Source organism: Actinoplanes rectilineatus, assembly GCF_000962825.1.
Classification (GTDB): Bacteria; Actinomycetota; Actinomycetes; order Mycobacteriales; family Micromonosporaceae; genus Actinoplanes; species Actinoplanes rectilineatus.
In genome coordinates, this window is the sequence record NZ_JZKF01000010.1 from 22,975 (window position 1) to 48,787 (window position 25,813).

At 71.3% G+C, this 25,813-nt stretch carries 21 protein-coding genes and 1 pseudogene; 11 read left to right on the forward strand and 11 right to left on the reverse strand.

Annotated features, from left to right (window positions below):
- Window positions 1-9 precede the first annotated feature (9 nt).
- From WH85_RS10455 to WH85_RS10465, 3 genes are all read left to right on the forward strand, one after another.
- Entirely contained in the window at window positions 10-1,014 is a 1,005-nt protein-coding gene (locus WH85_RS10455; RefSeq protein WP_045741576.1) for a LacI family DNA-binding transcriptional regulator, read from the forward strand.
- Between the two features lie 355 nt (window positions 1,015-1,369).
- Window positions 1,370-1,714 (forward strand): hypothetical protein, encoded by a 345-nt coding sequence (locus WH85_RS10460; protein WP_045741577.1) that lies wholly within the window; start codon window positions 1,370-1,372, stop codon window positions 1,712-1,714.
- A gap of 230 nt (window positions 1,715-1,944) precedes the next feature.
- A complete protein-coding gene (locus WH85_RS10465; protein WP_211275328.1) occupies window positions 1,945-3,288 on the forward strand; it encodes an FAD-dependent oxidoreductase in 1,344 nt (447 codons plus the stop codon).
- Window positions 3,289-3,473: 185 nt separating this feature from the next.
- Here WH85_RS10465 and WH85_RS10470 read toward each other — a convergent pair whose 3' ends face one another.
- Both WH85_RS10470 and WH85_RS10475 read right to left on the reverse strand, forming a co-directional pair.
- Window positions 3,474-4,133 carry a TetR/AcrR family transcriptional regulator gene (locus WH85_RS10470; RefSeq protein ID WP_045741578.1) on the reverse strand — a complete coding sequence of 220 codons (660 nt, stop codon included), beginning with the start codon at window positions 4,131-4,133 and terminating at the stop codon, window positions 3,474-3,476.
- The gene (locus tag WH85_RS10475) at window positions 4,130-5,035 is read right to left on the reverse strand and encodes a DMT family transporter (protein ID WP_052720306.1); all 906 of its coding nucleotides are present in this window, start codon (window positions 5,033-5,035) and stop codon (window positions 4,130-4,132) included. Before WH85_RS10475 ends, WH85_RS10470 begins: the two co-directional genes overlap by 4 nt.
- Before the next feature lie 73 nt (window positions 5,036-5,108).
- Here WH85_RS10475 and WH85_RS10480 point away from each other — a divergent pair, with 73 nt between their 5' ends.
- Window positions 5,109-6,089, forward strand: a complete 981-nt coding sequence (locus tag WH85_RS10480; RefSeq protein ID WP_083448916.1) for a LysR family transcriptional regulator — start codon at window positions 5,109-5,111, stop codon at window positions 6,087-6,089.
- Here WH85_RS10480 and WH85_RS10485 read toward each other — a convergent pair.
- Window positions 6,003-7,040 (reverse strand): SDR family oxidoreductase, encoded by a 1,038-nt coding sequence (locus WH85_RS10485; RefSeq protein WP_045741579.1) that lies wholly within the window; start codon window positions 7,038-7,040, stop codon window positions 6,003-6,005. The two genes, WH85_RS10480 and WH85_RS10485, sit on opposite strands and share 87 nt — an antisense overlap.
- Before the next feature lie 126 nt (window positions 7,041-7,166).
- On the opposite strand from WH85_RS10485, the gene WH85_RS10490 reads away from it, so the two are divergent.
- Entirely contained in the window at window positions 7,167-7,523 is a 357-nt protein-coding gene (locus WH85_RS10490) for a cupin domain-containing protein (protein WP_045741580.1), read from the forward strand.
- Window positions 7,520-8,443, forward strand: a complete 924-nt coding sequence (locus WH85_RS10495; protein WP_245673885.1) for a PDR/VanB family oxidoreductase — start codon at window positions 7,520-7,522, stop codon at window positions 8,441-8,443. Before WH85_RS10490 ends, WH85_RS10495 begins: the two co-directional genes overlap by 4 nt.
- 19 nt (window positions 8,444-8,462) lie before the next feature.
- On the opposite strand, the gene WH85_RS46855 is transcribed toward WH85_RS10495, so the two are convergent.
- Window positions 8,463-10,805: a putative bifunctional diguanylate cyclase/phosphodiesterase gene (locus WH85_RS46855; protein WP_052720291.1), complete on the reverse strand. Its 2,343-nt coding sequence runs from the start codon at window positions 10,803-10,805 to the stop codon at window positions 8,463-8,465.
- Between the two features lie 108 nt (window positions 10,806-10,913).
- Window positions 10,914-11,585, reverse strand: a pseudogene (locus tag WH85_RS10505) (nucleoside/nucleotide kinase family protein); the annotation flags it as partial.
- A gap of 96 nt (window positions 11,586-11,681) precedes the next feature.
- Here WH85_RS10505 and WH85_RS10510 point away from each other — a divergent pair.
- Entirely contained in the window at window positions 11,682-12,314 is a 633-nt protein-coding gene (locus WH85_RS10510) for a maleylpyruvate isomerase family mycothiol-dependent enzyme (protein ID WP_211275329.1), read from the forward strand.
- Between the two features lie 367 nt (window positions 12,315-12,681).
- Here the strand turns inward: WH85_RS10510 and WH85_RS10515 are convergent, their stop codons facing one another.
- Window positions 12,682-13,509, reverse strand: coding sequence for a PIG-L family deacetylase (locus WH85_RS10515; protein WP_045741583.1), 828 nt, complete (start codon window positions 13,507-13,509; stop codon window positions 12,682-12,684).
- A 40-nt stretch (window positions 13,510-13,549) separates the two neighbouring features.
- Window positions 13,550-14,125, reverse strand: a complete 576-nt coding sequence (locus WH85_RS10520; protein ID WP_245673886.1) for a TetR/AcrR family transcriptional regulator — start codon at window positions 14,123-14,125, stop codon at window positions 13,550-13,552.
- Between the two features lie 132 nt (window positions 14,126-14,257).
- On the opposite strand from WH85_RS10520, the gene WH85_RS10525 reads away from it, so the two are divergent.
- From WH85_RS10525 to WH85_RS10540, 4 genes are all read left to right on the forward strand, one after another.
- Entirely contained in the window at window positions 14,258-18,040 is a 3,783-nt protein-coding gene (locus WH85_RS10525) for a GH92 family glycosyl hydrolase (RefSeq protein ID WP_045741585.1), read from the forward strand.
- 29 nt (window positions 18,041-18,069) lie between these two features.
- Window positions 18,070-18,717, forward strand: coding sequence for a hypothetical protein (locus WH85_RS10530; protein ID WP_245673887.1), 648 nt, complete (start codon window positions 18,070-18,072; stop codon window positions 18,715-18,717).
- Window positions 18,718-18,865: 148 nt separating this feature from the next.
- Window positions 18,866-21,631, forward strand: a complete 2,766-nt coding sequence (locus tag WH85_RS10535; RefSeq protein ID WP_083448919.1) for a beta-galactosidase — start codon at window positions 18,866-18,868, stop codon at window positions 21,629-21,631.
- A gap of 22 nt (window positions 21,632-21,653) precedes the next feature.
- The gene (locus WH85_RS10540) at window positions 21,654-21,854 is read left to right on the forward strand and encodes a hypothetical protein (protein ID WP_157410921.1); all 201 of its coding nucleotides are present in this window, start codon (window positions 21,654-21,656) and stop codon (window positions 21,852-21,854) included.
- A 106-nt stretch (window positions 21,855-21,960) separates the two neighbouring features.
- On the opposite strand, the gene WH85_RS10545 is transcribed toward WH85_RS10540, so the two are convergent.
- The 4 genes from WH85_RS10545 to WH85_RS10560 are packed head-to-tail and all read right to left on the reverse strand — an operon-like array spanning window position 21,961 to window position 25,803.
- On the reverse strand, window positions 21,961-22,962 hold the full coding sequence (locus WH85_RS10545) for an ABC transporter substrate-binding protein (RefSeq protein ID WP_045741587.1): 1,002 nt from the start codon (window positions 22,960-22,962) through the stop codon (window positions 21,961-21,963).
- Complete coding sequence (locus WH85_RS10550; RefSeq protein ID WP_045741588.1) at window positions 22,959-23,768, reverse strand: ABC transporter ATP-binding protein; 810 nt, start codon at window positions 23,766-23,768, stop codon at window positions 22,959-22,961. Before WH85_RS10550 ends, WH85_RS10545 begins: the two co-directional genes overlap by 4 nt.
- Window positions 23,765-24,802, reverse strand: a complete 1,038-nt coding sequence (locus WH85_RS10555) for a FecCD family ABC transporter permease (protein WP_045741589.1) — start codon at window positions 24,800-24,802, stop codon at window positions 23,765-23,767. Before WH85_RS10555 ends, WH85_RS10550 begins: the two co-directional genes overlap by 4 nt.
- The gene (locus WH85_RS10560) at window positions 24,799-25,803 is read right to left on the reverse strand and encodes a FecCD family ABC transporter permease (RefSeq protein ID WP_045741590.1); all 1,005 of its coding nucleotides are present in this window, start codon (window positions 25,801-25,803) and stop codon (window positions 24,799-24,801) included. The genes WH85_RS10555 and WH85_RS10560 overlap by 4 nt, the downstream gene beginning before the upstream one ends.
- Between the last annotated feature and the right edge of the window lie 10 nt (window positions 25,804-25,813).

Sequence of the window (25,813 nt, forward strand, 5' to 3'; positions counted from 1 at the left end):
GATCGGATCATGCAGTCAGCGGAGCGGCGGACCACCCTGGCGGACGTCGCGGCCGAGGCCGGTGTCTCGGTCGCCCTGGTGTCGATCGTGATGCGGGGCGCGCCCGGGGCCGGCGCCGCCACCCGGGAGCGGGTTCTCGAGGTCGCGCGGCGGCTCGACTACCGTCCGGACAGCCGGGCCCGCCTGTTGCGCAGCGGCCGCAGCCAGCTGCTCGGGGTCGTCTTCGACGTGCGGCACCCGTTCCACTCCGACCTGCTCACCGGGCTCTACGCGGCTGCCGACGCCGCGGCCTACCAGCTGACCCTGAGTGCGGTGACCCCGCGACGCGACGAGCACGCGGCCGTCGCCGACCTGCTGCAGGACCGGTGCGAGGCGCTCGTGCTGTTCAGCCCGAAGATGCGGCCGGCCGAACTGGCGGGACTCGCCGCCCGCCTCCCGGTGGTGGCGATGATGCGCAGCGTACGCAAACGCGATGTCGACGTGGTGCACACCGATGACCTCGACGGGGCTCGGCAGGCCGTCGAATACCTGATCGGACTCGGTCATCGGCGGATCGCTCACGTCGACGGCGGCACCCTGCACGGCAGCGCCGAACGTCGGCAGGGGTACGAGGACACCATGCGCCGGCACGGTCTCGGCGAACACATCCGGGTGATCTCCGGTGGTTCCGGCGAGGAGGACGGCGCGCGGGCCGCCGGGGCGCTGCTCGACGATCCGCCGAGTGCGGTGTTCGCCTTCAACGACTTGAGCGCCACCGGCCTGCTCGACGTGCTGCGCCGGCACGGCCTGGACGTGCCCGGCGCGATCAGCGTCGTCGGCTTCGACGACAGCAGTTTCAGCCGCCTCGCGCACATCGACCTGACCACGATCGCCCAGGACGTCGACACGATGGCCGCGCGTGCCGTGGCCCGCGCGGTCGAACGCGTCGAGGGTGCCCCGGTGCCCCACCGCGAGGTGGTCGTCCCACCCCGCCTGGTGGTCCGCGGAACAGCAGGCCCGGCCCCCACCGCCTGACCACGCGTGCGTGCGGGAGATGCCGATCGGGCCGCGGAGCAGGTGTCGCGTGAGGGGTGTGCCGGGTTGCGGGGCGCGTCGGGCTGCGGGGGTGTGCCGGGTTGCAGGGCGCGCCGGGTTGCAGGGGTGTGCCGAGCTGCGGGTTGCGGGGATGCGCTGGGCAGGGTGATGCGTGCGAGAGGCGTGGAGAGGGCCGGCCGCCTGAGCGCCGTCAGCCGCGTCCGCACCGGTCGGCTCGGAGCGCGGGCGGGCGGAAGGCTGAACACTTTCGGGCATGGCGGGAACCAAACGGGGGTGGATCACGACTTGTCTGCGGTGGCGCCGACAACCGGTGCCCGCGACCAGAGGAACAACGGTGTCCCTTCCTGATCTGGCGGAGTACGTTCCGCACCGCTCCACGCCCGATGCCGACTTCGAGGGAACCCCGGTGCCCGGCCTGCGTGCCGACTTCTACCGGCGGCCCGACGGGGACCGGATCGCGTCGGTGGGCTGCTACTCGTACGCGGGCCGGGAAGTCCTACGGGCCTGGGGATTCGTCGACGAGGAGCACTGTCGGCGGCATGCCGTCCTGGACCCCGAGCGGGGGTGGGGGCCGGTCGTGGAGGGCTGCCCGGATGTCCGGTTCCGGCGGCACGGTGATGCGGTCGTCGGGCTCGAGGTGCGTACCCCGAAGGGTGAATGGATCACGGTCGGAGGGTGAGGCGCCTCACGTCCGCGCTGTGCACCCCTTGCCGGTGACTGGTAGGTAACCCTAACCTCACCTGCCGAAACACCCGCTCCGGCGCAGGTCGGGAGGGATCGGCCGGGTTCTCGCCGGTTGGTCGCAACTTGATCTGAACCTAGGTTGAAGTTTTAGAGTCGTCACAGCCTGTTGTCGATCATGGCTGGGCTGGAGTGTCAGAGCGAAGCGACGAGTCAAAGGATGCATGCATGGATCGCCCCCTGCGGGTAGCCGTCATCGGCGCCGGCCCGGCCGGAATCTACGCCGCCGACCACCTGATCAAGGCCGACCCGGACGTCACCGTCGACATCCTCGACAAGCTTCCCACCCCGTACGGCCTGATCCGTTACGGCGTGGCGCCGGACCACCCGCGGATCAAGGAGATCATCACCGCGCTGTTCCGGATCCTGGACAACCCGCGGATCCGTTTCATCGGCAACGTCGCGTACGGCGTGGACGTCAAGCCGGAGGACTTCTCCCGCTTCTACGACGCCACGATCATCGCGACCGGCGCCGAGAAGGACCGCGCCCTGGACATCCCGGGCATCGACAAGATCGGCAGCTTCGGCGCCGCCGACTTCGCGTCCTGGTACAACGGGCACCCCGACGTGCCCCGCGAGTGGCCGCTGACCGCGCAGAAGGTCGCCGTGATCGGCGCCGGTAACGTCGCCGTCGACGTGGCCCGCGTCCTCGCCAAGACCGCCGACGAACTGCTCGTCACCGAGATCCCGGAGAACGTCTACCAGGGTCTGCTGGCCAGCCCGGTCACCGACGTGCACGTCTTCTCCCGGCGCGGCCCGGCGCAGGTCAAGTTCACCCCGCAGGAGCTGCGCGAACTGGACCACTCGCCGAACGTCGAGGTGATCGTCCACCCGGAGGGCATCGAGTTCGACGAGGGCAGCCTCGAGGCGATGCGCAAGACCCGGCACATCAAGATGTGCGTGGACATCCTGCAGAACTGGGCCGTCCGCGACGAGCGGGACCGCCCGCGCCGCCTGCACCTGCACTTCCTGCAGGCGCCGGTCGAGGTGCTCGGCGACGAGCACGTCACCGGTCTGCGCACCGAGACGCAGGAACTCACCGGCGACGGCTGGGTCCGCGGCACCGGCGAGTTCACCGACTGGGACGTGCAGGCCGTGTACCGCGCGGTCGGCTACCTCAGCACCGCCCTGCCGGACCTGCCGTTCGACACCACCACCGGCACCATCCCGCACGCCGCCGGCCGGATCCTGGACCTGGACGGGGAACACATCCCCGGCATGTACGTGACCGGCTGGATCAAGCGGGGCCCGGTGGGCCTGATCGGTCACACCAAGGGCGACGCCGGCGAGACCGTGAAGTGCCTGCTCGAGGACCGGGAGAACCTGCCCGCCGCCGCGGAGCGGGACGCGAACGACGTCCTCACCTACCTGGCGCAGCGGGGACTGCCGTACACCACCTGGGAAGGCTGGCAGCAGCTGGACGCGCACGAGATCGCGCTGGGCGAGCCGCACGGCCGCAAGCGCGTCAAGGTCGTCCCCCGCGACGAGATGACCACCATCTGCAACGGCTGACCCGCCGCTGGCACGACGACGACGGCCGCTCCCGACCCGGGGGCGGCCGTCGCCGCGTTCGCGAAGGAGCCGGCTACATGAAGGAGCCGCGTTCACGAAGCGGCCGGCTTCGCGAAGGAGCCGCGTTCGTTCACGATGGAGCCGCGTCGGCGAAGGAGCCGCGTTCCGGAAGGGGAACGGCGCGTTCAGCGACTGCTGGGTGCGCGGTAGAGGCCCTCGACAGCGTCGATGATGGCGATGGTGGTGGCCGGCCAGTCGCCCTCGGTGCCGGGTGGCAGCGTCTGCTCGCGGCGGGCGCAGTAGTGCACGACCAGCGCGTGGACCATGTAGTCGCGCTCGCGCAGCAGTTCCGGGGACAGCCCCGGCAGGCAGGCGTGCAGGCGTTCGGTGACCTCCCGCAGGAGGGGAGCGCCGTGCATCTCGATGGCTGCCAGGTCGCGCAGTTTCGGCTCGGTCATGATCTGGGCGCCGAAACGGGCGTACCAACTGGGGGTGCCCAGCGACGCCAGGTGGTCCGTGAACGGCTGGACGATGCAGGTCACCCAGTCTCGCAGGGCGGTGCTTTCCGCGTACCCCAGAAAGAGCCTGCGCCGGATCTCCTCCATCGGCGTCGCATGGCGGCGCACGACGGCCCGGACCAGGTCCTCCTTCGTGCCGAAATGGTAGCCGACCGCGGTGTTGTTGCCCTGCCCCGCGGCCTCGCTGATCTGCCGGTTCGACACCGAGAAGACGCCGTGTTCGGCGAACAGGCGTTCGGCGGTGTCCAGGATCCGGGTCCGGGTGAGCTCGACCTGCTCCCCGCGCACGCTTCGTCCGGACTGGACGTCCTGGGTGTTGCGGCTCATGATCTCGTCTCGGCATTCCGGGTGCGGTTTCCGAGGGCCACCTTACTGGGCTTCGTGCGCAGGTGAAGCAGGGCGGCGGCCAGGATGATCAGGAGGCCGCCGGCGATCTGCGGCGCGGTCGGGTTCTCGCCGAGGGTGGCGGCGGCCAGGATCGTGGTGACGACGGGTTCGAAGGTGGACAGGATCGCGGCCGTCGACGGTCCGGTGCGGCGCAGCCCGGCGAAGAACGTGAGGATCGCCAGCACGGTGGAGATCAGGGCGATGGCGATCAGCCACCGCCAGCCGGCCGCGGCGAAATCCGTGCGGACACCGCCGGTGACCAGGGCCTGCACGGTGAAGGTGGTGGCCGCGCCGGCCATCACCAGCCCGGTGAGCAGTAGTGGCGGCAGGTCCCGCAGGATGTGGTCGGCGACCAGGATGTAGACCGTGTACGTGAGAGCCGCCCCGAATCCGAGCACCACGCCGCCCCGGTCGAGGTGGCCGGTGCCCGCGCCGAGCAGGACCAGCAGGGTGCCGGCGGACGCGGCCAGCAGCGCCGCAGCCCGGGCCCGGGTCAGCCGGTCCCGTCCGAGCAGGACCGCGCCGACCGTGACGAACAGGGGATAGGTGTAGAGGATCAGCGACAGCAGGGACGCGTCCATCCGTTCCAGCGCGGCGAAGAACAGTGACGCCTGGGCGGCGTACCCGATGGCGCCCATGCCGAACGCGGCCGCCAGCGTGCGCCGGGGCGCGGTGACCGGCCGGCGCGCAACGGCGAGCACCAGGCCGAGCGTGACGGCGGCCAGACCGAACCTGATCAGCAGCAGGGTCTGCGGGGTGACGCCGGCGGCGTACGCGAGTTTGCCGAAGACGGCCATCGCGCCGAAGCATGCGGCGGAGACGAGACACAGGATCGCACCCATGTGTTCGAGCATCAGGTCGCCGACCCGTCACGTCCAGTGATGATTCCTGGAGGTGAATGGTTAGGATTCGTGGATGGTCGTGCTCGATCTGCGGCGTCTGAGGTTCCTGCGCGAGCTCGAGGAGCGGGGCACGCTCGGGGCGGTCGCGGCCGCCCTCGGTTACAGCCCGTCGGCGGTGTCACAGCAGCTGGCGCTGCTCGAGAAGGACGTCGGCGTCCGCCTGTTCGCCAAGGCCGGGCGGGGCGTGCGCCTCACCGACGCCGGGCGCCTGCTGGCGGGGCACGCCCGGACGATCCTGGCCGCCGCGGAGGTCGCCGAGGCCGATCTGAAGACCTTCGCGGGGGTACGCGGAACCGTCCGCGCCGGTGGACTGCAGTCGGCCGCCCGGCGGCTGCTGGTCCCGGCCGCCGCCGCGGTGGTCGCGTCGCATCCCGGTGTCCGCCCGGAGATCGCCGAGCTCGAACTGGAGCAGGCCTTGCCCGACCTGCGGCTGGGCGCCGTCGACGTGGTGATCGGCGACGAGTACGACGGTCATCCCCGCCCGCGGCCGTCCGGTCTGCGGTTCGCTCAGCTGCTCGCCGAGACGGTCAAGGTGGTCCTGCCGGCGGCGCATCCGCTGGCGGCAGGCGGGGGCCCGGTCCCCCTCGAGGAGTTGCGGGACGCGGCGTGGGCGACGTCCGACCCGGGCACCGGTCACCACGCGATGGTGGCGGGTGTGTGCCGTTCGCGGGGCGGCTTCGAGCCGGACCTGCGGCACCGCTCGAACGACGCGGACGTCCAGCTGGAGCTGGTCCGCCGGCTCGGCGCGGTGGCGCTGCTGCCGGTGCTGACGCTGCCCCGGCACGACGATCCGGCGCTGGCGGTCCGGGACGTGGCCGGTCCGGACCTGGGCCGCCGCCTGATGGTGGTGACCCGGGCGGGCACGACGACGCCCGCCGTGGCGGCCTTCCTGGCGGCGCTGACCGCCCTATGCGGTGATCGGGGTGCGCAGCCGGCCGACGGCGGAGAGGCTCACGGCGGTGTCGGTGAAGGTGTCGGCCACCGGCCGCGGTGACCAGCCGAGCAGACTGCGGGCCTTGTCGCCCGAGCCGGTGCGGATGATGCCCAGGTCGGGGGTGATCTGGGCCAGGCGGTCGTCGAAACGGCCGGCCAGGCGTACCACCCAGTCGGGCAGGGTGCGGACCGGCACCCGGTGAGCCGCGGTGCCGAGGCGGGCGCGGAGGATGCCGGCCACCTCGGTGAGCGGCAGGCGGCCGGTGATCGCCAGGAAACGTTCGCCGGCGGCGGCCGGGTCGATCATCGCGCGGCGGTGCAGGTCGGCCACGTCACGGACGTCGACCACGTTGAAGTCCAGGTCGGGCAGGGCGGGGAACCTGCCGTTCAGCAGCTGCTCGATCACCTCGACCCAGGCGGAGTAGCCGGGGCCGAGCGCCGGGCCGAACACCGCCACCGGGTTGACCGTGGCGATCTCCAGGTTCTCCCGTTCGGCGTACTCCCAGGCGGCGCGTTCGGCGAGGACCTTGGATTTCACGTACGGCACGAGCGGCGTCCCGTCGAGCGCCGTCCAGTCGTGCTCGGTGAACACCCGGGTCGGGTCCGCGTGTCCGTATCCGATCGCGGCGAACGAGGACGTCAGGACGACCCGCCGCACGCCCGCGTCGGTGGCCGCCCGCAGGACGCGCAGGGTGCCCTCGCGGGCCGGGACGATCAGGTCGTCCTCGTGCTTCGGCAGTTTCGCCGGGAACGGGGAGGCCACGTGCTGCACGAAGGCGCAGCCGTCGACCGCCGCGGCCCAGCCGTCGTCGGCGGTCAGGTCGGCGTGGGCGAACGTCAGCCGGTCGCCGGGTGTCACCCCGCCCGCCTCGACCATGGCGCGCACCTGCGGTTCGCGGTCGGCGGATCGTACTGTCGTGCGGACCCGGTAGCCCTGCTCGAGCAGGTGCAGCACGCAGTGCGCGCCGATGAAGCCGGAGCCGCCGGTCACCAGGACCAGTTCGCCACTCATGACGTCGTTCCCTTCGCTGATCGGTCAACGTACCAAGGTCATCAATGCTTTCGATCTCGGGGTTTACCGCAGTGGGGATCCAGAGATAGAGTTCTGGGATCCAATCTTGAAGGAAGTGGAGCCATCATGACCGTGGTCAATCGCCCGCTGGACGTGACCGGCCTCAACGAGTCGCTGCTGGGGCAGCCCAGCGCTGAACCGCTGAGCGGCGAGATCCCGGTGCGCAGCCGGGTCGACTTCGCCACCGAGGACCGCCGGGTCGTCTCCGGCATCTGGGAGTCCGAGCCGGGTACGTCCCGCTGGGAGTTCCTGACCCGCGGCGAGATCATCCACGTGATCGCCGGCCGGATGGTCGTCACCGAGGACGGCGGTGAGCCGGTCGAGGTGACCGCGGGCTCGACGGCCTACTTCCCGATCGGCTGGCAGGGCGAATGGGTCGTCACCGAGCGGCTCCGCAAGGTCTTCGTGGTGTTCAAGCCGTGACGGCGCGGGAGCTGATGGTCCGCGGCCTCGTCCTCGAGGCCGACGGCGTGCTGACCGTCGACCTGGCCGACCCGTCCGGCGCGCCCCTGCCGGAGTGGGAGCCGGGCGCGCATGTGGACCTCGTGGTCGGTGACGGGACGGTCCGGCAGTACTCGATCTGCGGAAGGCCGGGGACGCTGACCGTCGCGGTCCGGCACGACCCGGCGGGCCGCGGCGGCTCGTCCTGGGTGCACCGGACGCTGCGCCCCGGCGATCCGGTGACGCTGCGCGGCGTCAAGAACCACTTCGCGCTGGAGGATGCCGCCGAGATCGTGCTGATCGCCGGTGGTGTCGGCATCACCCCGCTGCTGCCGATGGCCGAGCGGCTGGCGGCGGGGGACCGGCCGTGGCGGCTGGTCTATGTGGGGCGGGCGGCCGCCGGGATGCCGTTCCTGGACCGGGTCCGCGCGCTCGGCGGCGCCGTGACCGTCCACGAGACCGCCACCGGCGGAAGGCCGGATCTCGCGAGACATCTGGAAGAACCGGGCTTGGTGTACGTCTGCGGCCCCGCCACCCTGATCGACGCCGTCAGTGCGGCGCTCGAAGCGCGCGGCGAAGCCGACCGTCTGCGGGCCGAGTACTTCCAGGCCCCCGAGACGCTGACCGCCGACGACGGAAGTTTCACGATAAAACTGGAAAAGTCGGGTGTGGAGCTCGTGGTTCCCGCCGACAAGTCCGCCCTCGAAGTCGTCAACGACGCCGGACTCGACGTGCTCAGCGACTGCGAAGAGGGCATCTGCGGCAGCTGCGAGACCCGCGTCCTCGCCGGCGAGGTCGACCACCGCGACTACGTCCTGACCGCCGCCGAGAAGGCCGCCAACCGGTGCATGATGCTCTGCGTCTCGCGGGCGCTCGGACAGCGGATAACCATCGACCTCTGACCCCCGTACCGAAGAAAACCTAAAGGGGGGTGAAGGAAGCCTTTCCGGCGCCGTCCCGCAACTTCTCCAGCAACTCGCCGCCCGGCACCGGCCGGCAGAAGAAGTAGCCCTGCGCGAACCCGCAGCCCATCTCGGTCAGCAGCCGCGCGTGCTCGGCCGTCTCGATGCCCTCGGCGACCACGTTCATCCCGAACGCCACACCGAGGTGCACCACCGCCTCGGCCACCCGCCGCGCCTCCGGATCGACGTCGATGCCGGTCACGAACGAGCGGTCGATCTTCAGGATGTCGACCGGCAGGAGGCGCAGGTAGCTGAGGGCCGAGTAGCCCGTCCCGAAGTCGTCGACCGCGATCCGGATGCCGACGGCCCGCAACTGCTCCAGGGAGGTCACCGTCCGGGCGTCCGGTTCCAGCACCACCCCCTCGGTCAGCTCGAGGATCAGCCGGTCCGCCGGAAAACCCGTCTCGTCCAGGACGGTCTGGATCGTCTCCAGCATCCCCGGCTGCACCACCTGCCGCGGCGACAGGTTGACGCTCAACCGCAGGTCGTGCAGCTCCGGAACGGCCGCCCGCCACGAGGCCGCCTGCGTGCACGCCTCCCGCAGCACCCACGTGCCGAGCGGCACGATCGCCCCGGTCTCCTCGGCGAGGTCGACGAAGTCGTGCGGGGGCAGCATGCCGCGGTGCGGATGCTGCCAGCGGACCAGCGCCTCCACCGCCGAGACTCCGCCGGTGACCAGATCGATCGCCGGCTGGAAGTGAACCACCATCTCGCCGTTCTCCACGGCCTGGCGCAGCTCCGCGTCCCGGGCCCGGGTGTCCAGCTCGGGCGTGTAGACCTGGTAGCGGCCGCGGCCGGAACGTTTCGCCGCGTACATCGCGATGTCCGCGTGCTGCAGCAGCGTCTGCGCGTCGAAGGTGTCGAAGTCGTGGTACGCGACACCGACACTCGCCTCCACGCTGAGCAGGTGCTCCCCGAAGATCACCGGCGTGCGCAGGGCGTCGACGAGCCGCTGCGCGATGCGCTCGGCGACCGACCGGTCCGGCAGGTACGGCAGGACCACCGCGAACTCGTCGCCGCCCAGACGCCCGGCCACGTCGGTGGACCGGATCACCGACCGCAGGGTCACCGCCACCGCCTGCAGGACCGCGTCACCGGCGTCGTGGCCGTACACGTCGTTGATCGGCTTGAACCGGTCCAGGTCGATCAGCATCACCGCACCCTGCCGGTCGTCCCGCGGCGTCTGCACGGCCATCCGGGTGATCAGCTCGGTCAGGTGGGCGCGGTTGGACAGCCCGGTCAGCGGGTCGGTCACCGCGAGCCGGTGGTTCTCGTGCAGGGCGTACATCTGCCGGCCGGCGACCAGGGCGGTCAGGACCACCGCCCCGATGATCATGCCGCCGAGCGGGTAGAGGCCCTCCCGCTGGGCGATGACGCCGAGCGCACCGTACGCGATGGCGATCGCCCCGTAGGGCAGCCAGTCGGTCGCCAGCCGGTGCGCGAGACGGCTGCTCGCCTCCCGGCCCGCGTCGACCAGCCGCCGGTCCGCGGCCAGCACCAGCAGATAGCAGCCGAACACCCAGAACAGGTCCGGCCAGGTGCCACCGACGAAACCGTCGTGCAGCTGGATCCAGCCGTACCAGATGTCCGCGACGACGAACATCGACACGGCCCCCGCCAGCAGCCGCACCGCCGGGTCGACCGCGGTCGACGGGCGCAGCAGCAGCGTCGCCAGGGCCAGCACGAGCAGCAGGTCACCGACGGGCAGGGCGGCCGCGTACAGCAAACCGGAGAGCGAGGCACCGTCGGTGCCGAAGATCGGGCTGAGAACGAGGTACCACAACACCATGAACGCGCTGGCGCCCACGGTCAGAGCGTCCAGCACCAGCCGCACCCGGTCCGAGCGGGTCCGCTGCGAACCGGGCAGCAGCAGGAGCCCGACCAGCATGAACGGCACGAACGCCAGGAACCAGTAGTCCGCGAACGACGGGTAGGCGGCGTCGTGCAGGACGGCGTCCTCGACGAACCACGAGGTGTGCGCCACCAGCTGACAGACGTAGGCCCCGGCGATGAACCCCCATGCGATCCGGGACCGGCGGGACTGCCGCCGCAGCCGGACCACCCGCACCACGAGCACCGTGAAGATCAGCGAGATCGGCAGGTAGACGCCGTCGGCGATCACCGTCCGCAGTTCCTCGCCACCACGGCCGCTGACGTAGAACACCAGGTAGGCGGCGACGATCGCCCCGGCGGTGGTCACCGCCCAGCCGGTCAGCCGGTCCGCGGTGCTCCGCGGCCTCGGCGGGGGCGCGGACCGCGGCCGGCCGGTCACCCGGCCGTGCGCTCCCGCCTGCGTCTCCACACCGCCTGATATCGGCCCACGGCCCGGGATCCTGAGACCATTCATAGGGTACGAGCTGCACCTCCCCGTGGCTCGTCGATCGGATGCAGGCCGTCGCGTGCCCTTGCGTCAGGAGCCGGACGATCGGCGCCGCGGCGGCGTGCCGATGCCGCACAACAGCTCCGCCGGGACGATCACGTCGGCCCGGTCCCGGGTGGCCCGGATCAGCGTCGCGTTGCGCTCGTCCGTGCCGGTCGCCCAGTCGATCGCCGCCGTCTCGTCCTTACCGAACCGGATGTGCCGCTCGATCAGCCGGCGCAGCCGTTCGTCACGGTCCAGGTCCGCGTACCAGACCTCGGTCAGCAGCGGCCGGACCTTCGCCCAACGCGGCTCGACCAGCAGCAGGTAGTTGCCCTCGGTCACGACCAGCCGCGCCGTGCGGGGCACCGGGATCGCCCCGGCGATCGGCTGCTCCAGCGTCCGCTCGAAACCGGGCGCATAGACGACGTCGTCCTCGTCCTCCTGGATGCGGCGCAGCAGCGAGGCGTACCCGAGAGCGTCGAACGTCTCCGGCGCGCCCTTGCGGTCCCGCAGCCCGAGCCGGTCCAGCTCCACGTCGGCGAGGTGGAACCCGTCCATCGGCACGTGCGCCACCGCGTCGGAGCCGAGCGCCCGCACCAGCTCCTCGGCGAGAGTGGTCTTGCCCGATCCGGGGGCGCCGGTGATCCCGAGGACGGCCCGCTCCCCACCGGCGGCGAGCGCGCGGGCCCGCTCCACCAGCGCCTCGAACGTGGTCATGCGCTCTCCCTGTCGCTCATCCGCCCAGTCTCCCCGCCGGGTCCTGCCATGCGCATTCTGGTCCCGAGGGTTCCGGCCCCCGAGCCCTAGGCTTCTCGTGTGGAGATCAGAGCGATGATCGCGGACGAACGACTCCGGCTGGCCGACCTCGTGGACACGTTGACGCCGGAGCAGTGGGCGCATCCCAGCCTGTGCGGGGAGTGGACGGTCGGCGAGGTGATCGGGCACCTGGTGGCGGCGGTCGCGGCGCCCCGGTCGTGGCTGCTGCCGGCGGCGGTGCGTAACGGGTTCTCGATACACCGGACCAACGCGGCGATCGCCCAGCGGATGGCAGCGCGCGGGCAGGACGTGATGGCGCGGGAGTTGCGCGCCAACGCGGAGAATCCGTTCCAGCCGCCGATCGTGGGCTACGGCGGACCGTTCACCGACCTGCTGATCCACGGGCAGGACATCCGGCGGCCGCTCGGGCTGCCGCACGCGCTGCTCCCGGAACGGATGCGGGTCGGGCTGGACTTCCTGGTGGGCGGCCGGGCGGTCGGGTTCACGCCCCGCAAGCGGGTGGCGGGCCTGCGTTTCGAGGCGATCGACCTGGGCTGGTCGTGGGGTTCCGGCCCGGTGGTCCGCGGTGATGCCGAGCCGCTGATGCTGGGCTTGACCGGCCGAACGATCGTGCTGCCGGAGCTGTCCGGCGACGGCCTGCCCGAGCTGCGCCGTCGTCTGGGAGTTGCCTGACGGGGGTTCCGCATGCCTCGCCAGTAGCACGGTGCGCCTGATCGCATCGTTTTCGGATGCACCGACCATCCCTTGTGGACGACCGACCGCACCCGATCAACGGCTTGGGTGCGTTGGCCGTCCTGGCGGGTGGTGACAGCACCCGATCACGTTGTCGGGCACGCCTGCCACCCATTCCGAACAGGCGACTGCACCCGATCAACGGTTTGGGGGCGCTGGCTGTCCGGTTCGGTTGGGTGACCGCACCGGGGCGGATACGGGATGCGCCGGCGAAGCCGTCCAGCCTCGGGTCACGGGCAGGAATACTGACGATGCACCTAGGCGACGGCCTGCCCTGTCATCAGGTAGGACCGGTTCTCCGGCCGCCTCACCGGAGACCGGAGAACAGGTCGTGCTCCACCGCTGGGGCGCCGGTGCTGTCGCGGACCCGCACGTAACACTCGACGCCCATGATCTCGCCGAACACCTCGCGGCCGAGGCTGAGGAAGAACGCGCCGTCGCCCTGGCTGGCGTGCGCCGACAGTGCGGCGAACTTCTGCTCCAGCGTCCCGGTCACGTCGATCCGGGCGGTGATCTCCTCGTCCGGCCAGCCCATCGGCTGCTCGGCGGCGGGGTCCGGACCGTCCGTGCCGATGCCCATCTCCCGCATCCGCTCACCGATCCGCTGGAACGCCGACCGCGGCAGCGCGCTCATGTACACCTCCGCCGAGCTGTCGGTGACCAGCTCGACGGCGGCCATCGTGACCCGGTGCACCTGGATGTGGTCCGGATGGCCGTAACCACCGTTCTCGTCGTAGGTGAGCAGCACGTCCGGCCGGTAGCGGCGGATCAGCCCGGCGAGCCGCTCCGCGGCGGCGGTCACCGGGGTGGCCCAGAACGACTGCGGCGCCGCGTTGGTGTCCCAGCCCAGCATCCCGGAGTCGTGGTAGCCGAGCATCTCCAGGTGGGTCACCTTCAGCTCGGCGCAGCTCGCCTCCAGCTCCCGGCGCCGGTGGGCCGCCACCGCCTCCGGGTCGTGCCCCGCCTCGCCGGGCTTGACACCGTTCGGACCGTCACCGCAGCGGCCGTCGGTGCAGGTGACCACCACTGTGGTGACGCCCTCAGCGGCATACCGGGCGAGCGTGCCGCCGGTGCTGGTCACCTCGTCGTCGGGGTGGGCGTGCACGGCCATCAGGGTCAGCGGGCGATCGCGCATGCGCCCACCCTATGCCTCGTTCCACCGGCGATGACGGCGGTCAGGCGCCGTTCCGGCCGAGCAGGGCGGTGATCAGGTGATGGAGGGGCTCGGTGAGCTTCTCCTCGTCGGCGCCGGCCAGTGGCTGGACGCCCGCGGCGCGGAGGATCACGATGCCCAGGGCGGTGGCGATGACCAGCTGGGCGTTCAGGAGCGACCGGTCCGAGACGTCGCCGCTGACGGCGGCCAGCCGCTCGGCGAACGATGTCAGGATGTCGAGGCGGATGCGTTCGGCGGCCTCGTCGCCCGAGGTGCGCAGCAGGAGCAGCAGCCGGTTGGGGAACTGGGTCGACGGCGGGCCGGCGAGTTTCTCCGCGATGATCCGCGGCGCGTCGGCGACCGTCAGGCCCTCGGTGACGCTGCGCCGCAGGTCGTCGCCGGTGTCGCGCAGGCACTCGCGGAACAGGCCCTCTTTCGAGGTGAAGTAGCGGCTGATCAGGGCCACGTTCACCCCGGCGTCGCCGGCGATGTCGCGGACCGAGGTGGCGCTGTAGCCGTCGGCGGCGAACCGGCGCCGCGCGGCGTCGAGCAGCAGTTGCCGCGTGGAGGCGGCGTCCCGGCGCCGAGGAGTCGTCACGATGTTCACCCTATTGACCTCCCTTCCGGCAGCAAGGGGCGGGAGGTCCCACCCTTTCTGTTAAGAGACCTTTACAGATCGATATCGGGCGATCGAAGATGGCAGGTGATCATCCTCATCGATGGAGGTCTCATGCGTCGTACGCCGCTCGCCGCCCTGTTGTCGTTGACCCTGGCCGGAGGATCGGTGATGGTGAGCAGGCCGGCCGAGGCCGCTCCGGCGCCGCGGTTCAGTACCTCGTTCGAGACCGGCGACCCGCCCCCCACCTGGCAGAACACCGCCGAGCGGGCCTCCGGCGTGGACGGCCGGCTGGTGGTGGGGATCCCCGGTTCGGTCAACGGCCGGGTCACCGCGGTCACCGCCTCCGGCGAGAACACCAGCGGCGGCGAGGTCAAGGAGAACCTGCTCGACGCCGACCCGGACACCAAGTGGCTGGTCTTCGCCACCACCGGGTGGGTGACCTACCAGCTGGACGCGCCGGTCCGGGTGGCCCGCTACGCCCTGACCGCCGCGAACGACGCGCCCACCCGGGACCCGCGCGACTGGCGGCTCGAGGGCTCGGCCGACGGCAGCACCTGGACGACCGTGGACACCCGCACCGGTCAGGCCCTCGGCGAACGGGGCGACACCACCACCTACGACGTCAGCACACCCGGCGACTACGGCTTCTACCGGCTGAGCGTCACCGCGAACGGCGGCGCGACCATCGTGCAGCTCGCCGACCTGCAACTGTCGAACGGCGACGAGACACCGCCCCCGGCCGAGCCGGCCCGCAGCGCGATCGGGACCGGGCCGTCGAACGCCCCGGCCGCCAAGGCCCGGGTCGGATACTCCGGCCTGGCCTCGCTGGAGTTCGCCGGGCGGCACGCCGTGGACGGGCGTGCTTACACGTACAACAGGATCTATGACGTCGATCTGAAGATCGGGCCGGACACGGAGCTGTCCTATCTGGTGTTCCCCGAGTTCACCCGCGGCGACCTGACCTATCCGGCGACCTACACCGCGGTCGACCTGGCGTTCACCGACGGCACGTTCCTGAGCGGGCTGAAGGCGAAGGACCAGCACGGCACGGTGGTCAGCCCGCAGGCGCAGGGCGCGGCCAAGAAGCTGTCCGCCAATCAGTGGAACGAGATCATCACCCGGATCGGCGACGTGGCCCGCGGCAAGACCGTCGACCGGATCCTGGTCGCCTACGACAAGCCGTCCGGTCCGCCGAGCGCATGGCGGGCCTGGTTCGACGACATCACCCTGACCGACGTCAAGGATCAGAAACCCTCCAAGAGCCTTGCGGGGTACGTGGAGACGCGCCGCGGAACACAGTCGAGCGGAGGCTTCTCGCGGGGTAACAACATTCCGGCCGCCGCCGTGCCGCACGGGTTCAACTTCTGGACGCCGGTGACCAACGCGTCCACGCTGAGCTGGCTGTACGAGTACCACAAGGGCAACAACGCGGCGAACCTGCCGGAGCTGCAGGCGCTGTCGGTCAGCCACGAACCGAGCCCGTGGATGGCGGACCGGCAGACGTTCCAGTTCATGCCGCAGGACGGCACCGGGGTGCCGAACGCCGACCGGACCGCCCGCGCCCTGCCGTTCCACCACGAGAACGAGACCGCGAAGCCGCACTACTACGGCGTCACGTTCGACAGCGGACTCACGGCCGAGGTCGCGCCGACCGATCACGCGGCGCTGCTGCGGTTCGGTTTCACCGGCGACGGCGGAAACATCATCTTCGACAACGTGAACGACAGCGCGGGGCTGACCGTCGACGCCGCCACCGGCACGATCACCGGCTGGACGGACGTGCGCAGCGGCCTGTCCAACGGCGCGTCCCGGATGTTCCTGTACGCGACGGTCGACGCCCCGATCCTCGGCGGCGGGATGCTGCCGGCCGGCAACCGGCCCTCCACCGGGTACGTGACGGTGGGCGCCGAGACGGTGAACCTGCGGGTCGCGACCTCGCTGCTCAGCGTCGCGCAGGCCAGGCACAACCTGGAGCTGGAACTGAGCGCCGCGGACACCCTGGAGTCGGTCCGGTCCCGCGCCGAAGCGGCCTGGAACGCCAAACTGCGCACCGTCGAGGTCGAGGGCGCCAGCCGCGACCAGCTGGTCACGCTCTACTCCAGCCTGTACCGGCTGTTCCTCTACCCGAATTCGGCGCACGAGAACACCGGCACCGCAGCGTCCCCGGCGTGGCGGCACGCGGTCCAGTCGTCGACGACCACCCCGCCGAGCACGCCGACCGAGACCGGAGCCCCGATCCGGGACGGCAAGGTGTACGTCAACAACGGCTTCTGGGACACCTACCGCACCACGTGGCCGGCGTATTCGCTGCTCACCCCGTCACTGGCCGGCGAGATGATCGACGGGTTCGTCCAGCAGTACCGCGACGGCGGCTGGATCTCCCGGTGGTCGTCGCCCGGATACGCGAACCTGATGGTCGGCACCAGTTCGGACGTCGCGTTCGCGGACGCGTACCTCAAGGGCGTGAAAGGTTTCGATCTTGAGGATGCCTATGCGGCGGCGACCAAGAACGCCACGGTCGCGCCACCGAACGACAACGTCGGCCGCAAGGGCCTGACCACGTCGATCTTCAAGGGGTACACGCCGCTGGACGCCACCGGCGAGGCGATGTCCTGGGCGGTGGACGGTTACATCAACGACTTCGGCATCGCCAACATGGCCGCCGCCCTCGCGAAGAAGGGCGGTCCGGACGCGGCACGCTACACCGAGGAGGCTGCGTACTACCGGCAGCGGGCGCTGAATTACGTCAACCACTTCGACGAGTCGGTCGGCTTCTTCCAAGGCAAGAACAGCGCCGGGCAGTGGCGGTGGACCCCGGAACAGTACGACCCCGAGGTGTGGGGCTACGACTACACCGAGACCAACGGCTGGAACATGGCCTTCCACGTGCCGCAGGACGGCCAGGGCCTGGCCAACCTGTACGGCGGGCGGGACGCCCTCGGCGACAAGCTGGACACGTTCTTCTCCGAACCGGAGACCGGCCTCAAGTTCGGCTCCTACGGCGGCGTGATCCACGAGATGACCGAGGCTCGGGACGTGCGGATGGGCCAGTACGGCCACAGCAACCAGCCGTCGCACCACATCCCGTGGATGTACACGTACGCCGGGCAGCCGGCCAAGACGCAGGCGCTGACCCGGGAGATCGTCGACCGGCTCTACCTGGGCAGCGAGATCGGCCAGGGGTACCCGGGCGACGAGGACAACGGTGAGATGTCCGCCTGGTACGTGTTCGCCGCCCTCGGGTTCTACCCGCTGCAGATGGGCAGCGCCGACTACGTGATCGGGTCACCGCTGTTCACCAAGGCCACCATCAACCTGGAGAACGGCAGGAAGGTCGTCATCCGGGCGCCCGGCAACTCGGCCAAGAACGTCTACGTCCAGTCGTTGAAGATCAACGGCAAGGCGTGGAAGTCGGCGTCGCTCCCGCACGCGGTGCTGTCCGGTGGCGCGACCCTGGACTTCACGATGGGGTCCCAGCCGTCGAGGTGGGCGACCGGGGCGAACGCGCTGCCGCCGTCGCTGACCACGGGCGACGCGGTCGCCACCCCGCAGAAGGACGTGACCGGCACGGTCACCACGGCCGCCCTGGCCGACGATTCCTCGGCGACACCGGCGACGGTGAGTTCGCAGGAGTGGACGCTGGACACGCCGGCCACCGTCAAGCAGTACACGATCACGTCGGGGGCCGCTGAGGGCGCTGACCCGGCCGGGTGGAAGCTGCTCGGTTCCACCGACGGAAACACATGGACCGATCTTGATGTACGGTCCGAGCAGGCGTTCCCGTGGCGGCGGCAGACCCGGCCGTTCACGGTGACGACCCCCGGCGCCTACACCCACTACCGCCTGGAGTTCACCGGTCCGGCCACCGTGGCCGAGCTGGAACTGCTGGCCTGACCGGACCCCCGTCCCCGTAGACTCCGGCGGTGAATCTGCGGGGATGGGGCGCGGTCGCCGGTGCCGCCGGAGCGCTGGCGCTGGTGGCGCTCGCCTCCAACGTGACGACCACCAGCCAGATGGAAGGCGACGCGAACACACTGCTCGCCGCCCGGATGACGGTCAGCCGGCTGATCAACGCGGGGGCGTTGTGGGCCGGGCTGGGCGTGCTGTCCGGGTGGCTCGTCCGCCGCCCGGTCCCGGCCGCCGCGGCCGGGATCGTCTCCCTGCTGATCGCCTGCCTCGTGCACTACGGCGTGGGCCGGGCCGTCGGCATGTTCGACGCGAGTGTCTTCGCGGACAACCGGGAGTGGTTCCTGGCCGCGCTGATCCTGGGTGGTCCGCTCGGCCTGATCGGCGCGGTCGCCCGCCGGACGGACGGGTGGGGCGTGGCGGCCCGCCTCGTCGTCCCCGCCGGGGCCGTGATCCAGCCCTTCTACCTGGGGTGGTTCACCCCGCTCGCGATCCTGCCCTGGCCGAGCCGATTCGCCGACATCGCCTGCGGATCGGTGCTGTTCGTGGCCGGGGTGGCAGGCGCCCTCCGCGTCCTCGTTGCGGCGCGGGCCGACAGTACCCGGGTTCCGGCGCCGACGGATCGGTCGGCGACCGGGCCAGGGGACGGAGCGGCGGCGGCGTAGCTCGGGGAGGCCGTCGCCGGAGAAACTCGGGCAGGGCGACCATGCGGCATCGAGCGTCACCGTCCAGGGGCTCGGCCGATCCACGGCTGTTCCCTACTGGTGAATCCGAGGGCTTGCCGCTGCCGTCGGGAATCGGTAATACCAGATCATGAGTTCGATCGAGGACGTCACGATCCACGGACCGCACGGACCGATCCCGATCCGGGTCTACGATCCGGGCGAGCCGTCGGGTGCCGCGCTGCTCTGGGCGCACGGCGGCGGCTTCCGGCACGGTGACCTGGACATGCGCGAGTCCGACATGGTCGCCGCGGAGATCTCGCGGCGGGCGGGTGCGCTGGTGGTCGCCGTCGGCTATCGCCTGGCCGTCGGCGGGGTCCGGCATCCGGTTCCGGTCGACGACGTGCACGCCGCCTGGCAGTGGATGACCGGGAAGTACCAGCCGGTGACGGCCGGTATCGGTGGTGCGAGTGCGGGCGCGGCGCTCGCGCTGGCCAGTGCGCTGCGGAGCCGGGACGAAAACGAGCGGGACGGCGGCGGGTGGGACGAAAACGAGCGGGGCGACGTTGTGCGGGACGGCGGTGCGCGGGACGGCGGCGGGCGGGCGCCCGACACGATCCTGCTCGCCTATCCCTTCCTGCATTTCCCGAACCCCGGCCCCTACGAGCACGGGGTCGAGGAGATGGTCCGCAACTACGTCGGGCGGATCAGCGACGTCCCGGCCGATGCCTTCCCCGGGCACGCCCGGCTTGAGGGCCTGCCGCCGGTGCACGTGCTGCTGTCCGAGAACGACCATCTGCGGCCGTCCGGGGAGCTGATCGTCCGCCAGTTGCACGAGGCCGGGGTGGCGGCCACCGTCTTCGTGGCGGCGGGCACCGCGCACGGTCACCTGAACCGTCCGCTGGAGGACACCGGCGTCGCCGAGTCGCTGGAGTTCCTGGCCGCCGGTCTCGCCCGGGGACGGCGCCGGTGGATCAGACGGGACGGTCCGCCGCGGATCGAGTTCGGGGCGGACTACAACCCGGAGCAGTGGCCGCCGGAGACCTGGCCGGAGGACGTGCGGTTGATGCGGGAGGCCGGCGTCACCGTCGTGTCGCTGGGGATCTTCTCGTGGGCGCGGCTGGAACCGGCCGAGGGACAGTGGGACTTCGGCTGGCTGGACGAGGTGATGGACCTGCTGCACAGCCACGGCATCCTCGTCGACCTGGCCACCCCGACCGCCTCGCCGCCGCCGTGGCTGACCCGTAGGTACCCGGAGATCCTGCCGGTCGACCGGCACGGGCACACCGTCGGGCCGGGCGCCCGGCAGCACTGGCGGCCCACCTCGCCGGTCTTCCGCGAGCACGCGCTGCGCCTGGTCCGGGCGGTGGCCACCCGGTACGGCGGCCATCCGGCGTTGACCGCCTGGCACATCAGCAACGAGCTGGGCTGCCACAACGTGTACGACTTCTCCGACGACGCGGCGGTCGCTTTCCGGTCGTGGCTGCGGGATCGCTATCGGACACTGGACGCGCTGAACCATGCGTGGGGGACCGCCTTCTGGTCGCAACGGTACGGCGACTGGGCGGAGATCCTGCCGCCCCGGCTGCTCGGCGGCGCGGGCAACCCGACGCAGGCCCTCGACTTCAAACGGTTCTCCTCGGACGCGCTGAGGGACCACCTGCGCGCCGAACGGGCGGTGCTGCGCGAACTCACCCCGGACGTGCCGGTCACCACCAACTTCATGGTGGCCGGGCCGATCAACGAGATGGACTACGCGGACTGGGCGAGTGAGGTGGACTTCGTCGCCAACGACCACTATGTGCGGCCCGGCCCGCAGGCCCGCGACGAGCTGTCCTTCTCGGCCAACCTGACCGGGAACATCGCCGGCGGGCGGCCCTGGTTCCTGATGGAACACTCCACCGGCGCGGTCAACTGGCAGCCGGTCAACGTGCCGAAACGCCGCGGGGAGCTGGCCCGGGACTCGCTCACCCACGTCGCGCACGGCGCCGACGGCGTCTGCTTCTTCCAGTGGCGGCAGTCCCGGGCGGGCGCCGAGAAGTACCACTCGGCGATGCTGCCGCACGGAGGTGTCTCCAGCGCCGTCTTCCGCGACGTCGCGGACCTGGGTGCGCGGCTTGCCGCCCTCTCGGCCGTTTCCGGGCTTTCGCGTACGCGGGCAAGCGCGGCGATCCTGGTGGACGCGGACTCGTGGTGGGCCGCCGAGCAGGACTCGCACCCGACCAGCCGGCTCGACTACCGGGGTGAGGCCCTGAACTGGTACTCCACCTTCCTCGACCTGGGGGTGCGGGCCGACGTGGTGCCGGCCGGCGGCGACTGGTCCGGTTATCGCCTGGTGGTCGCCCCGATTCTGCACGTCGTCCCGCAGCGGCTCCGGGACCGGCTGGAGAACTATGTGCACGGCGGCGGGCACCTGCTGGCGACCTACTTCTCCGGGACCGTGGACGAGAACGACCACCTCTGGCCGGGCGGCTATCCGGGGGCCCTGCGGGACCTGCTCGGTGTCCGGGTCGAGGAGTTCGTCCCGCTGCTCGACGGCGAGACGGTCACCCTGTCGGACGGGACGGCCGCCACGGTGTGGACCGAGCGGGTCACGGTCACCGATCCGGCGGTGGAGGTCCTGCTGACATATCCGGACGGCGGGCCGGCCGTGACCCGCCGGGCACTGCGCGCAGGCTCCGCGGCGTACACCTCATGTGTTCTGCCCGCGGACGGCCGGAAACCGGTCCTCGACGATCTCCTGCGCCGGGCCGGGGTGTCGAGCGAGCTGCCGGTGGCGCTGCGCGGCCGGGTCGAGCCGGCCGTGCGCGGCCCGGTGCGGTTCCTGATCAACCGGACCGACGAGCCGGTCGACCTGGCCGACGTCGACGGCGCGACCGGGGAACTGCCCGCCCGGGGAGTGGTCGTCCTGCTGTGAATGCAACATATCCCGGTCCGGGATGCGTTCTGGAGGTGTGGACGAGTTGCGGCAACACTTCGCATCGATCGTGGAGGCCGAGTGGGGCCCCTGGGAGATGAGGGCGCTGCTGCGTGCCAGCCGTGCGCGGGCACGCCGGCAGCGTCTCCTCTTCGCGGTTCAGGTCGCCGGTCTGGCGCTGCTCGCGGCGGTGGCCGGTTTCCTGACAGGTCTCAGCCTGTGACCACCCGGACGATCCTCGATCACCGGAGTGGGCCGGTCCAGCATCACGCTGTGACCGGCCCCTTCCGCTGTCACGTGCCGTCCGCGGGGGAGCGGGTGGGTGGGCGTCACAGCTTCTTCGCGGCGGTCAGCTGACCCGCCAGCTCCTGGTAGATCTTCGCGTAGGAGGTGTACGAGTACGGTGCCGCCGCGTACCACGGGTAGATCTGGCCGGCCTTGACCGCGGGCAGGTTCGCCCAGGTCGCGATCTTGGCGAGGTCGGCCTTCGAGGCGTCGTACGTGCGCGCGTCCACCAGGATCACGTCGGCGTCCTTGTAGTCCGTCGCGCTCTCCCAGCTGTACTGGGTGAACACCTGGGCGTCCGGCTCGACCGGGTCCATCACGTCCAGGCCCTGGTTCTTCAGCGTGGTCAGCTCGGGCAGGTAGGACGGGTTCGCCACGTACAGGCTGTCGGTGCCGGGGGACATCACGGCCACCGTGAGGCCGGACGCCGACGCGGCCTCGGCGACGGCCTTGAGTGCCGCGTCGTAGTCGGCCTTCGCGCTGGTGAGCGCCGCGCTCTTGGTGTCCGCACCGAGCTTGCCGGCCAGTTCGACGAAGGTCGCGATGGCCACGTCGGTGTTCTCGTAGTCACCGGGGACGGCGATGGCCGGGGCCAGGCCGAGGATCTTCTCGGACTGGGCGGCCGGGACGTACCACAGGGCCTTCTGGTCGAAGGTGTAGTCGACCAGCAGCTCCGGGTTCATCAGGGCGTACTTCTCGGTGTCGAACTCGCCGTACGTCTTGCCGATGACCTGGACCTTGCTGACGTCCAGCGAGCCGACCTGGTAGCTGAGCTTGCCGTCGGCGCCCGGCTGGAGCTCGCCGTACACCCCGGCGACCTGGTATCCGGCGTCGGAGAGGGCGGCGGCGACGCTGCTCTGCGCCACCACGACACCCGGGGTCTTGTCCAGGGAGATCTTCTTGCCGAGGGCGTCGGCGTATTCGAAGGGACCGGCCTGTGCGGAGCTGCCGCCCGGGGTGGCGGTCTCGGTGCCGCCACCGCAGGCGGCCAGGGCCAGCGACGCGGCGACGGCCACGGCGACGGTACTCAAACGGCTGCTCATCATGAGGTTTCCTTCCCGTTCTTCTGGTGCAGGGGGATCACGAGGGGGGTGTCCGACTCGGGGTCGGCGATGATCCGGCAGGCGAGACCGAACACCTCGGCCATCAGCTCGGCGGTGATGATCGTGGCGGGGGCTCCCTCGGCCACGATCGTGCCGTCCTTCATGGCCACCATGTGGGTGGCGTACCGGGCCGCCAGGTTGAGGTCGTGCAGGACCGCGACCAGGGTGGAGCCACGTTCGGTGCGCAGCCGGGCGCACAGGTCGAGCATCTCGATCTGGTGCGCGATGTCGAGGTACGTGGTCGGCTCGTCCAGCAGCAGGATGCCGGTCTCCTGGGCCAGGGCCATCGCCAGCCAGACCCGTTGCCGCTGGCCGCCGGAGAGTTCGTCGAACGGTCGCTGCGCCAGGTCGGTGGTGCCGGTGAGCTCCAGCGCCGAGGTCACCGCGGCCTGGTCGGCCGGCGACCACTGCCGCAACAGCGACTGGTGCGGGTAGCGTCCGCGGGCCACCAGGTCGGCGACGCTGATCGCGTCCGGGGCGGTCTGCGACTGCGGCAGCAGGCCGAGCCGGCGGGCCACCTCCTTGGGCGGCCGCGAGTGGATGTCCTTGCCGTCCAGCACGACCGTGCCGGTCCGCGGTTCGAGCAGCCGGGCGAGCCCGCGCAGCAGTGTCGACTTGCCACTGCCGTTGGCGCCGACGATCACGGTGAACGAGCCGTCCGGCACGGTCAGGTCCAGGTCGTGCACGATGCGGCGTCCGCCGTACCCGAGGGCGACGTTCTCCGCCCGTAGCCGTTGCGGCGTGTTCATATGCGTCCCTTTCGCCACTCACGGCCGAGCAGCCATGCGAGATAGGCGCCGCCGACGATGCCGGTGAGCACGCCGACCGGCAGCAGGCGCGGCGCGAAGGCCTCCCGGGCCGCGAAGTCGGTGATCACCAGCAGCAGGGCGCCGGTCAGTCCGGACGCGGCCAGGTTCGGCCCGGACGCGCCGGTGATCCGGCGGGCCACCTGCGGCGCGGTGAGCGCGATGAACTGGATCGGCCCGGCGACCGCGACCGCCGCCGAGGCGAGCAGCACGCCGACCGCCACCGCGGACATCCGCATCCGCCCGGCGGGCAGGCCCAGGCTCATCGAGCGTTCGTCGGAGAACTCGCTCAGCGCCAGCGGCCGGGCGAGCAGCGTGCACGCCACCACGCCGAGCAGCAGCGCGCCACCGATCAGGCGGGCGTCCGCCCAGCCCCGGCCGACCAGGTTGCCGACCATCCAGATCGAGGCGCTCTGCGCGTCGTAGACCTGGGCGCGCACGATGAGCAGCGAGTTCAGCGAGGCGAGCATGGTGCTCGCGCCGATGCCGACCAGCACCAGCCGCAGCGGGGCGGACACCCCGTGCCGGGCGGAGAGCAGGTAGACGCCGGTGGCGGTGATCGCGCCGCCGGCCACCGCGCCGATCGAGGTGGCGAGCAGGCCACCACCGGCCAGCAGCATCATCACCAGCGCGCCGGTCGACGCGCCGGTGCCGAAGCCGACCACGTCGGGGCTGCCGAGCGGGTTGCGGGTCAGCGTCTGGAAGATCGCCCCGGAGAGCCCGAGGGCGACACCGACCAGGGCGGCGGTGACGGCCCGGGGCAGGCGCAGCTCGCCGACGATCAGGTTCTCCGCGGGCGTCCCGGCGCCGGTCATCGCGGCGAACACCCGGTCCGGGGGGAACGCGTTGACGCCGGCGGCGAGCGAGACGACGACCATCGCGGCCACCGCGACGCCGAGCAGGACACAGACGGCGACCGAGCGCCGTCCGAAGCGGATCGACAGGGAACCGGCCGCCAGGACGGGGACGCCGGTCATGCCGCGGTCAGCGTCCGCCGGCGCACGAGCGCGATGAACACCGGGGCGCCGATGACGGCGGTCACGATGCCGGCCTCGATCTCGGCGCCGCTGGACACGACACGTCCCAGCGTGTCGGAGAGGACGAGGAACGCCCCGGCGATCAGTATCGCCATCGGCACCACCCTCCGTTGGTCGGCGCCGACCAGGGCGCGGGCGACGTGCGGCACGGTGAGGCCGACGAAGGCGATCGGCCCGGCCAGCGCGGTGGCCGCCCCGCAGAGCAGGGTGACCGCGACGGCGGTGGCGATCCGGGCCTTGCCGACGCTCAGGCCCAGCGAGCGCGACGTCTCGTCGCCGAACGCGAGCGCGTTGAGCGCCGGGGTCGTCAGCAGCGCGATCAGGACGCCGAGCAGGATCAGCGGCAGCGCGATGAGCAGGCGGTCGTACCCGCGGTTGACGACCGAGCCGACCACCCAGAACCGCATCTCGTTGAAGGTGTCCTGGTCGCGCATGGCCAGCGCGTTGAGGTACGAGTACAGCACCGCGGTCAGGGCCGCCCCGGCCAGCGCCAGTCGCGCCGGGGTGGCCGACGACCGGGAGCCGCTGCCGAGCAGGTAGACCACGACGGACCCGGCGGCCGCCCCGGCCAGCGCGAGCCCGGACTGGGCGAAACCGTTGGCGACGCCGAAGAAGGTGAAGCCGGTGACCACCGCGGCCGCCGCCCCGGCGTTCACCCCGAGCAGGCCGGGGTCGGCGAGGGGGTTGCGGGTCAGCGCCTGCATCAGCGCGCCGGCACCACCGAGGGCGGCGCCGGTGACGACGGCGACGACCGTCCGTTCCAGACGGAGCCCGCGCACGATGTCGGCGATCTCGCCGTGGGCGCCGGGCAGCAGTGCGCCGACGACGTCGCCGGGGGAGATCGACTGCCGGCCGATCATCAGGCTGAGCACCATGACGCCGCCGAGCACGACCATCGCCACGACGAAGACGCCGAGTCTTCCGATGGTCCTGGGTTGCACGCAGGTAAGG

Bases quoted from the DNA above. Each gene is read 5' to 3' on its own strand.
- WH85_RS10545 (WP_045741587.1), bottom strand. From the start codon at position 22,962: ATGATGAGCAGCCGTTTGAGTACCGTCGCCGTGGCCGTCGCCGCGTCG.
- WH85_RS10475 (WP_052720306.1), bottom strand. From the start codon at position 5,035: ATGGGTGCGATCCTGTGTCTCGTCTCCGCCGCATGCTTCGGCGCGATG.
- WH85_RS10515 (WP_045741583.1), bottom strand. From the start codon at position 13,509: ATGCGCGATCGCCCGCTGACCCTGATGGCCGTGCACGCCCACCCCGAC.
- WH85_RS10540 (WP_157410921.1), top strand. From the start codon at position 21,654: ATGCGTTCTGGAGGTGTGGACGAGTTGCGGCAACACTTCGCATCGATC.
- WH85_RS10555 (WP_045741589.1), bottom strand. From the start codon at position 24,802: ATGACCGGCGTCCCCGTCCTGGCGGCCGGTTCCCTGTCGATCCGCTTC.
- WH85_RS10490 (WP_045741580.1), top strand. From the start codon at position 7,167: ATGACCGTGGTCAATCGCCCGCTGGACGTGACCGGCCTCAACGAGTCG.
- WH85_RS10465 (WP_211275328.1), top strand. From the start codon at position 1,945: ATGGATCGCCCCCTGCGGGTAGCCGTCATCGGCGCCGGCCCGGCCGGA.
- WH85_RS10455 (WP_045741576.1), top strand. From the start codon at position 10: ATGCAGTCAGCGGAGCGGCGGACCACCCTGGCGGACGTCGCGGCCGAG.
- WH85_RS10535 (WP_083448919.1), top strand. From the start codon at position 18,866: ATGAGTTCGATCGAGGACGTCACGATCCACGGACCGCACGGACCGATC.
- WH85_RS10480 (WP_083448916.1), top strand. From the start codon at position 5,109: ATGGTCGTGCTCGATCTGCGGCGTCTGAGGTTCCTGCGCGAGCTCGAG.
- WH85_RS10470 (WP_045741578.1), bottom strand. From the start codon at position 4,133: ATGAGCCGCAACACCCAGGACGTCCAGTCCGGACGAAGCGTGCGCGGG.
- WH85_RS10485 (WP_045741579.1), bottom strand. From the start codon at position 7,040: ATGAGTGGCGAACTGGTCCTGGTGACCGGCGGCTCCGGCTTCATCGGC.
- WH85_RS10550 (WP_045741588.1), bottom strand. From the start codon at position 23,768: ATGAACACGCCGCAACGGCTACGGGCGGAGAACGTCGCCCTCGGGTAC.
- WH85_RS10525 (WP_045741585.1), top strand. From the start codon at position 14,258: ATGCGTCGTACGCCGCTCGCCGCCCTGTTGTCGTTGACCCTGGCCGGA.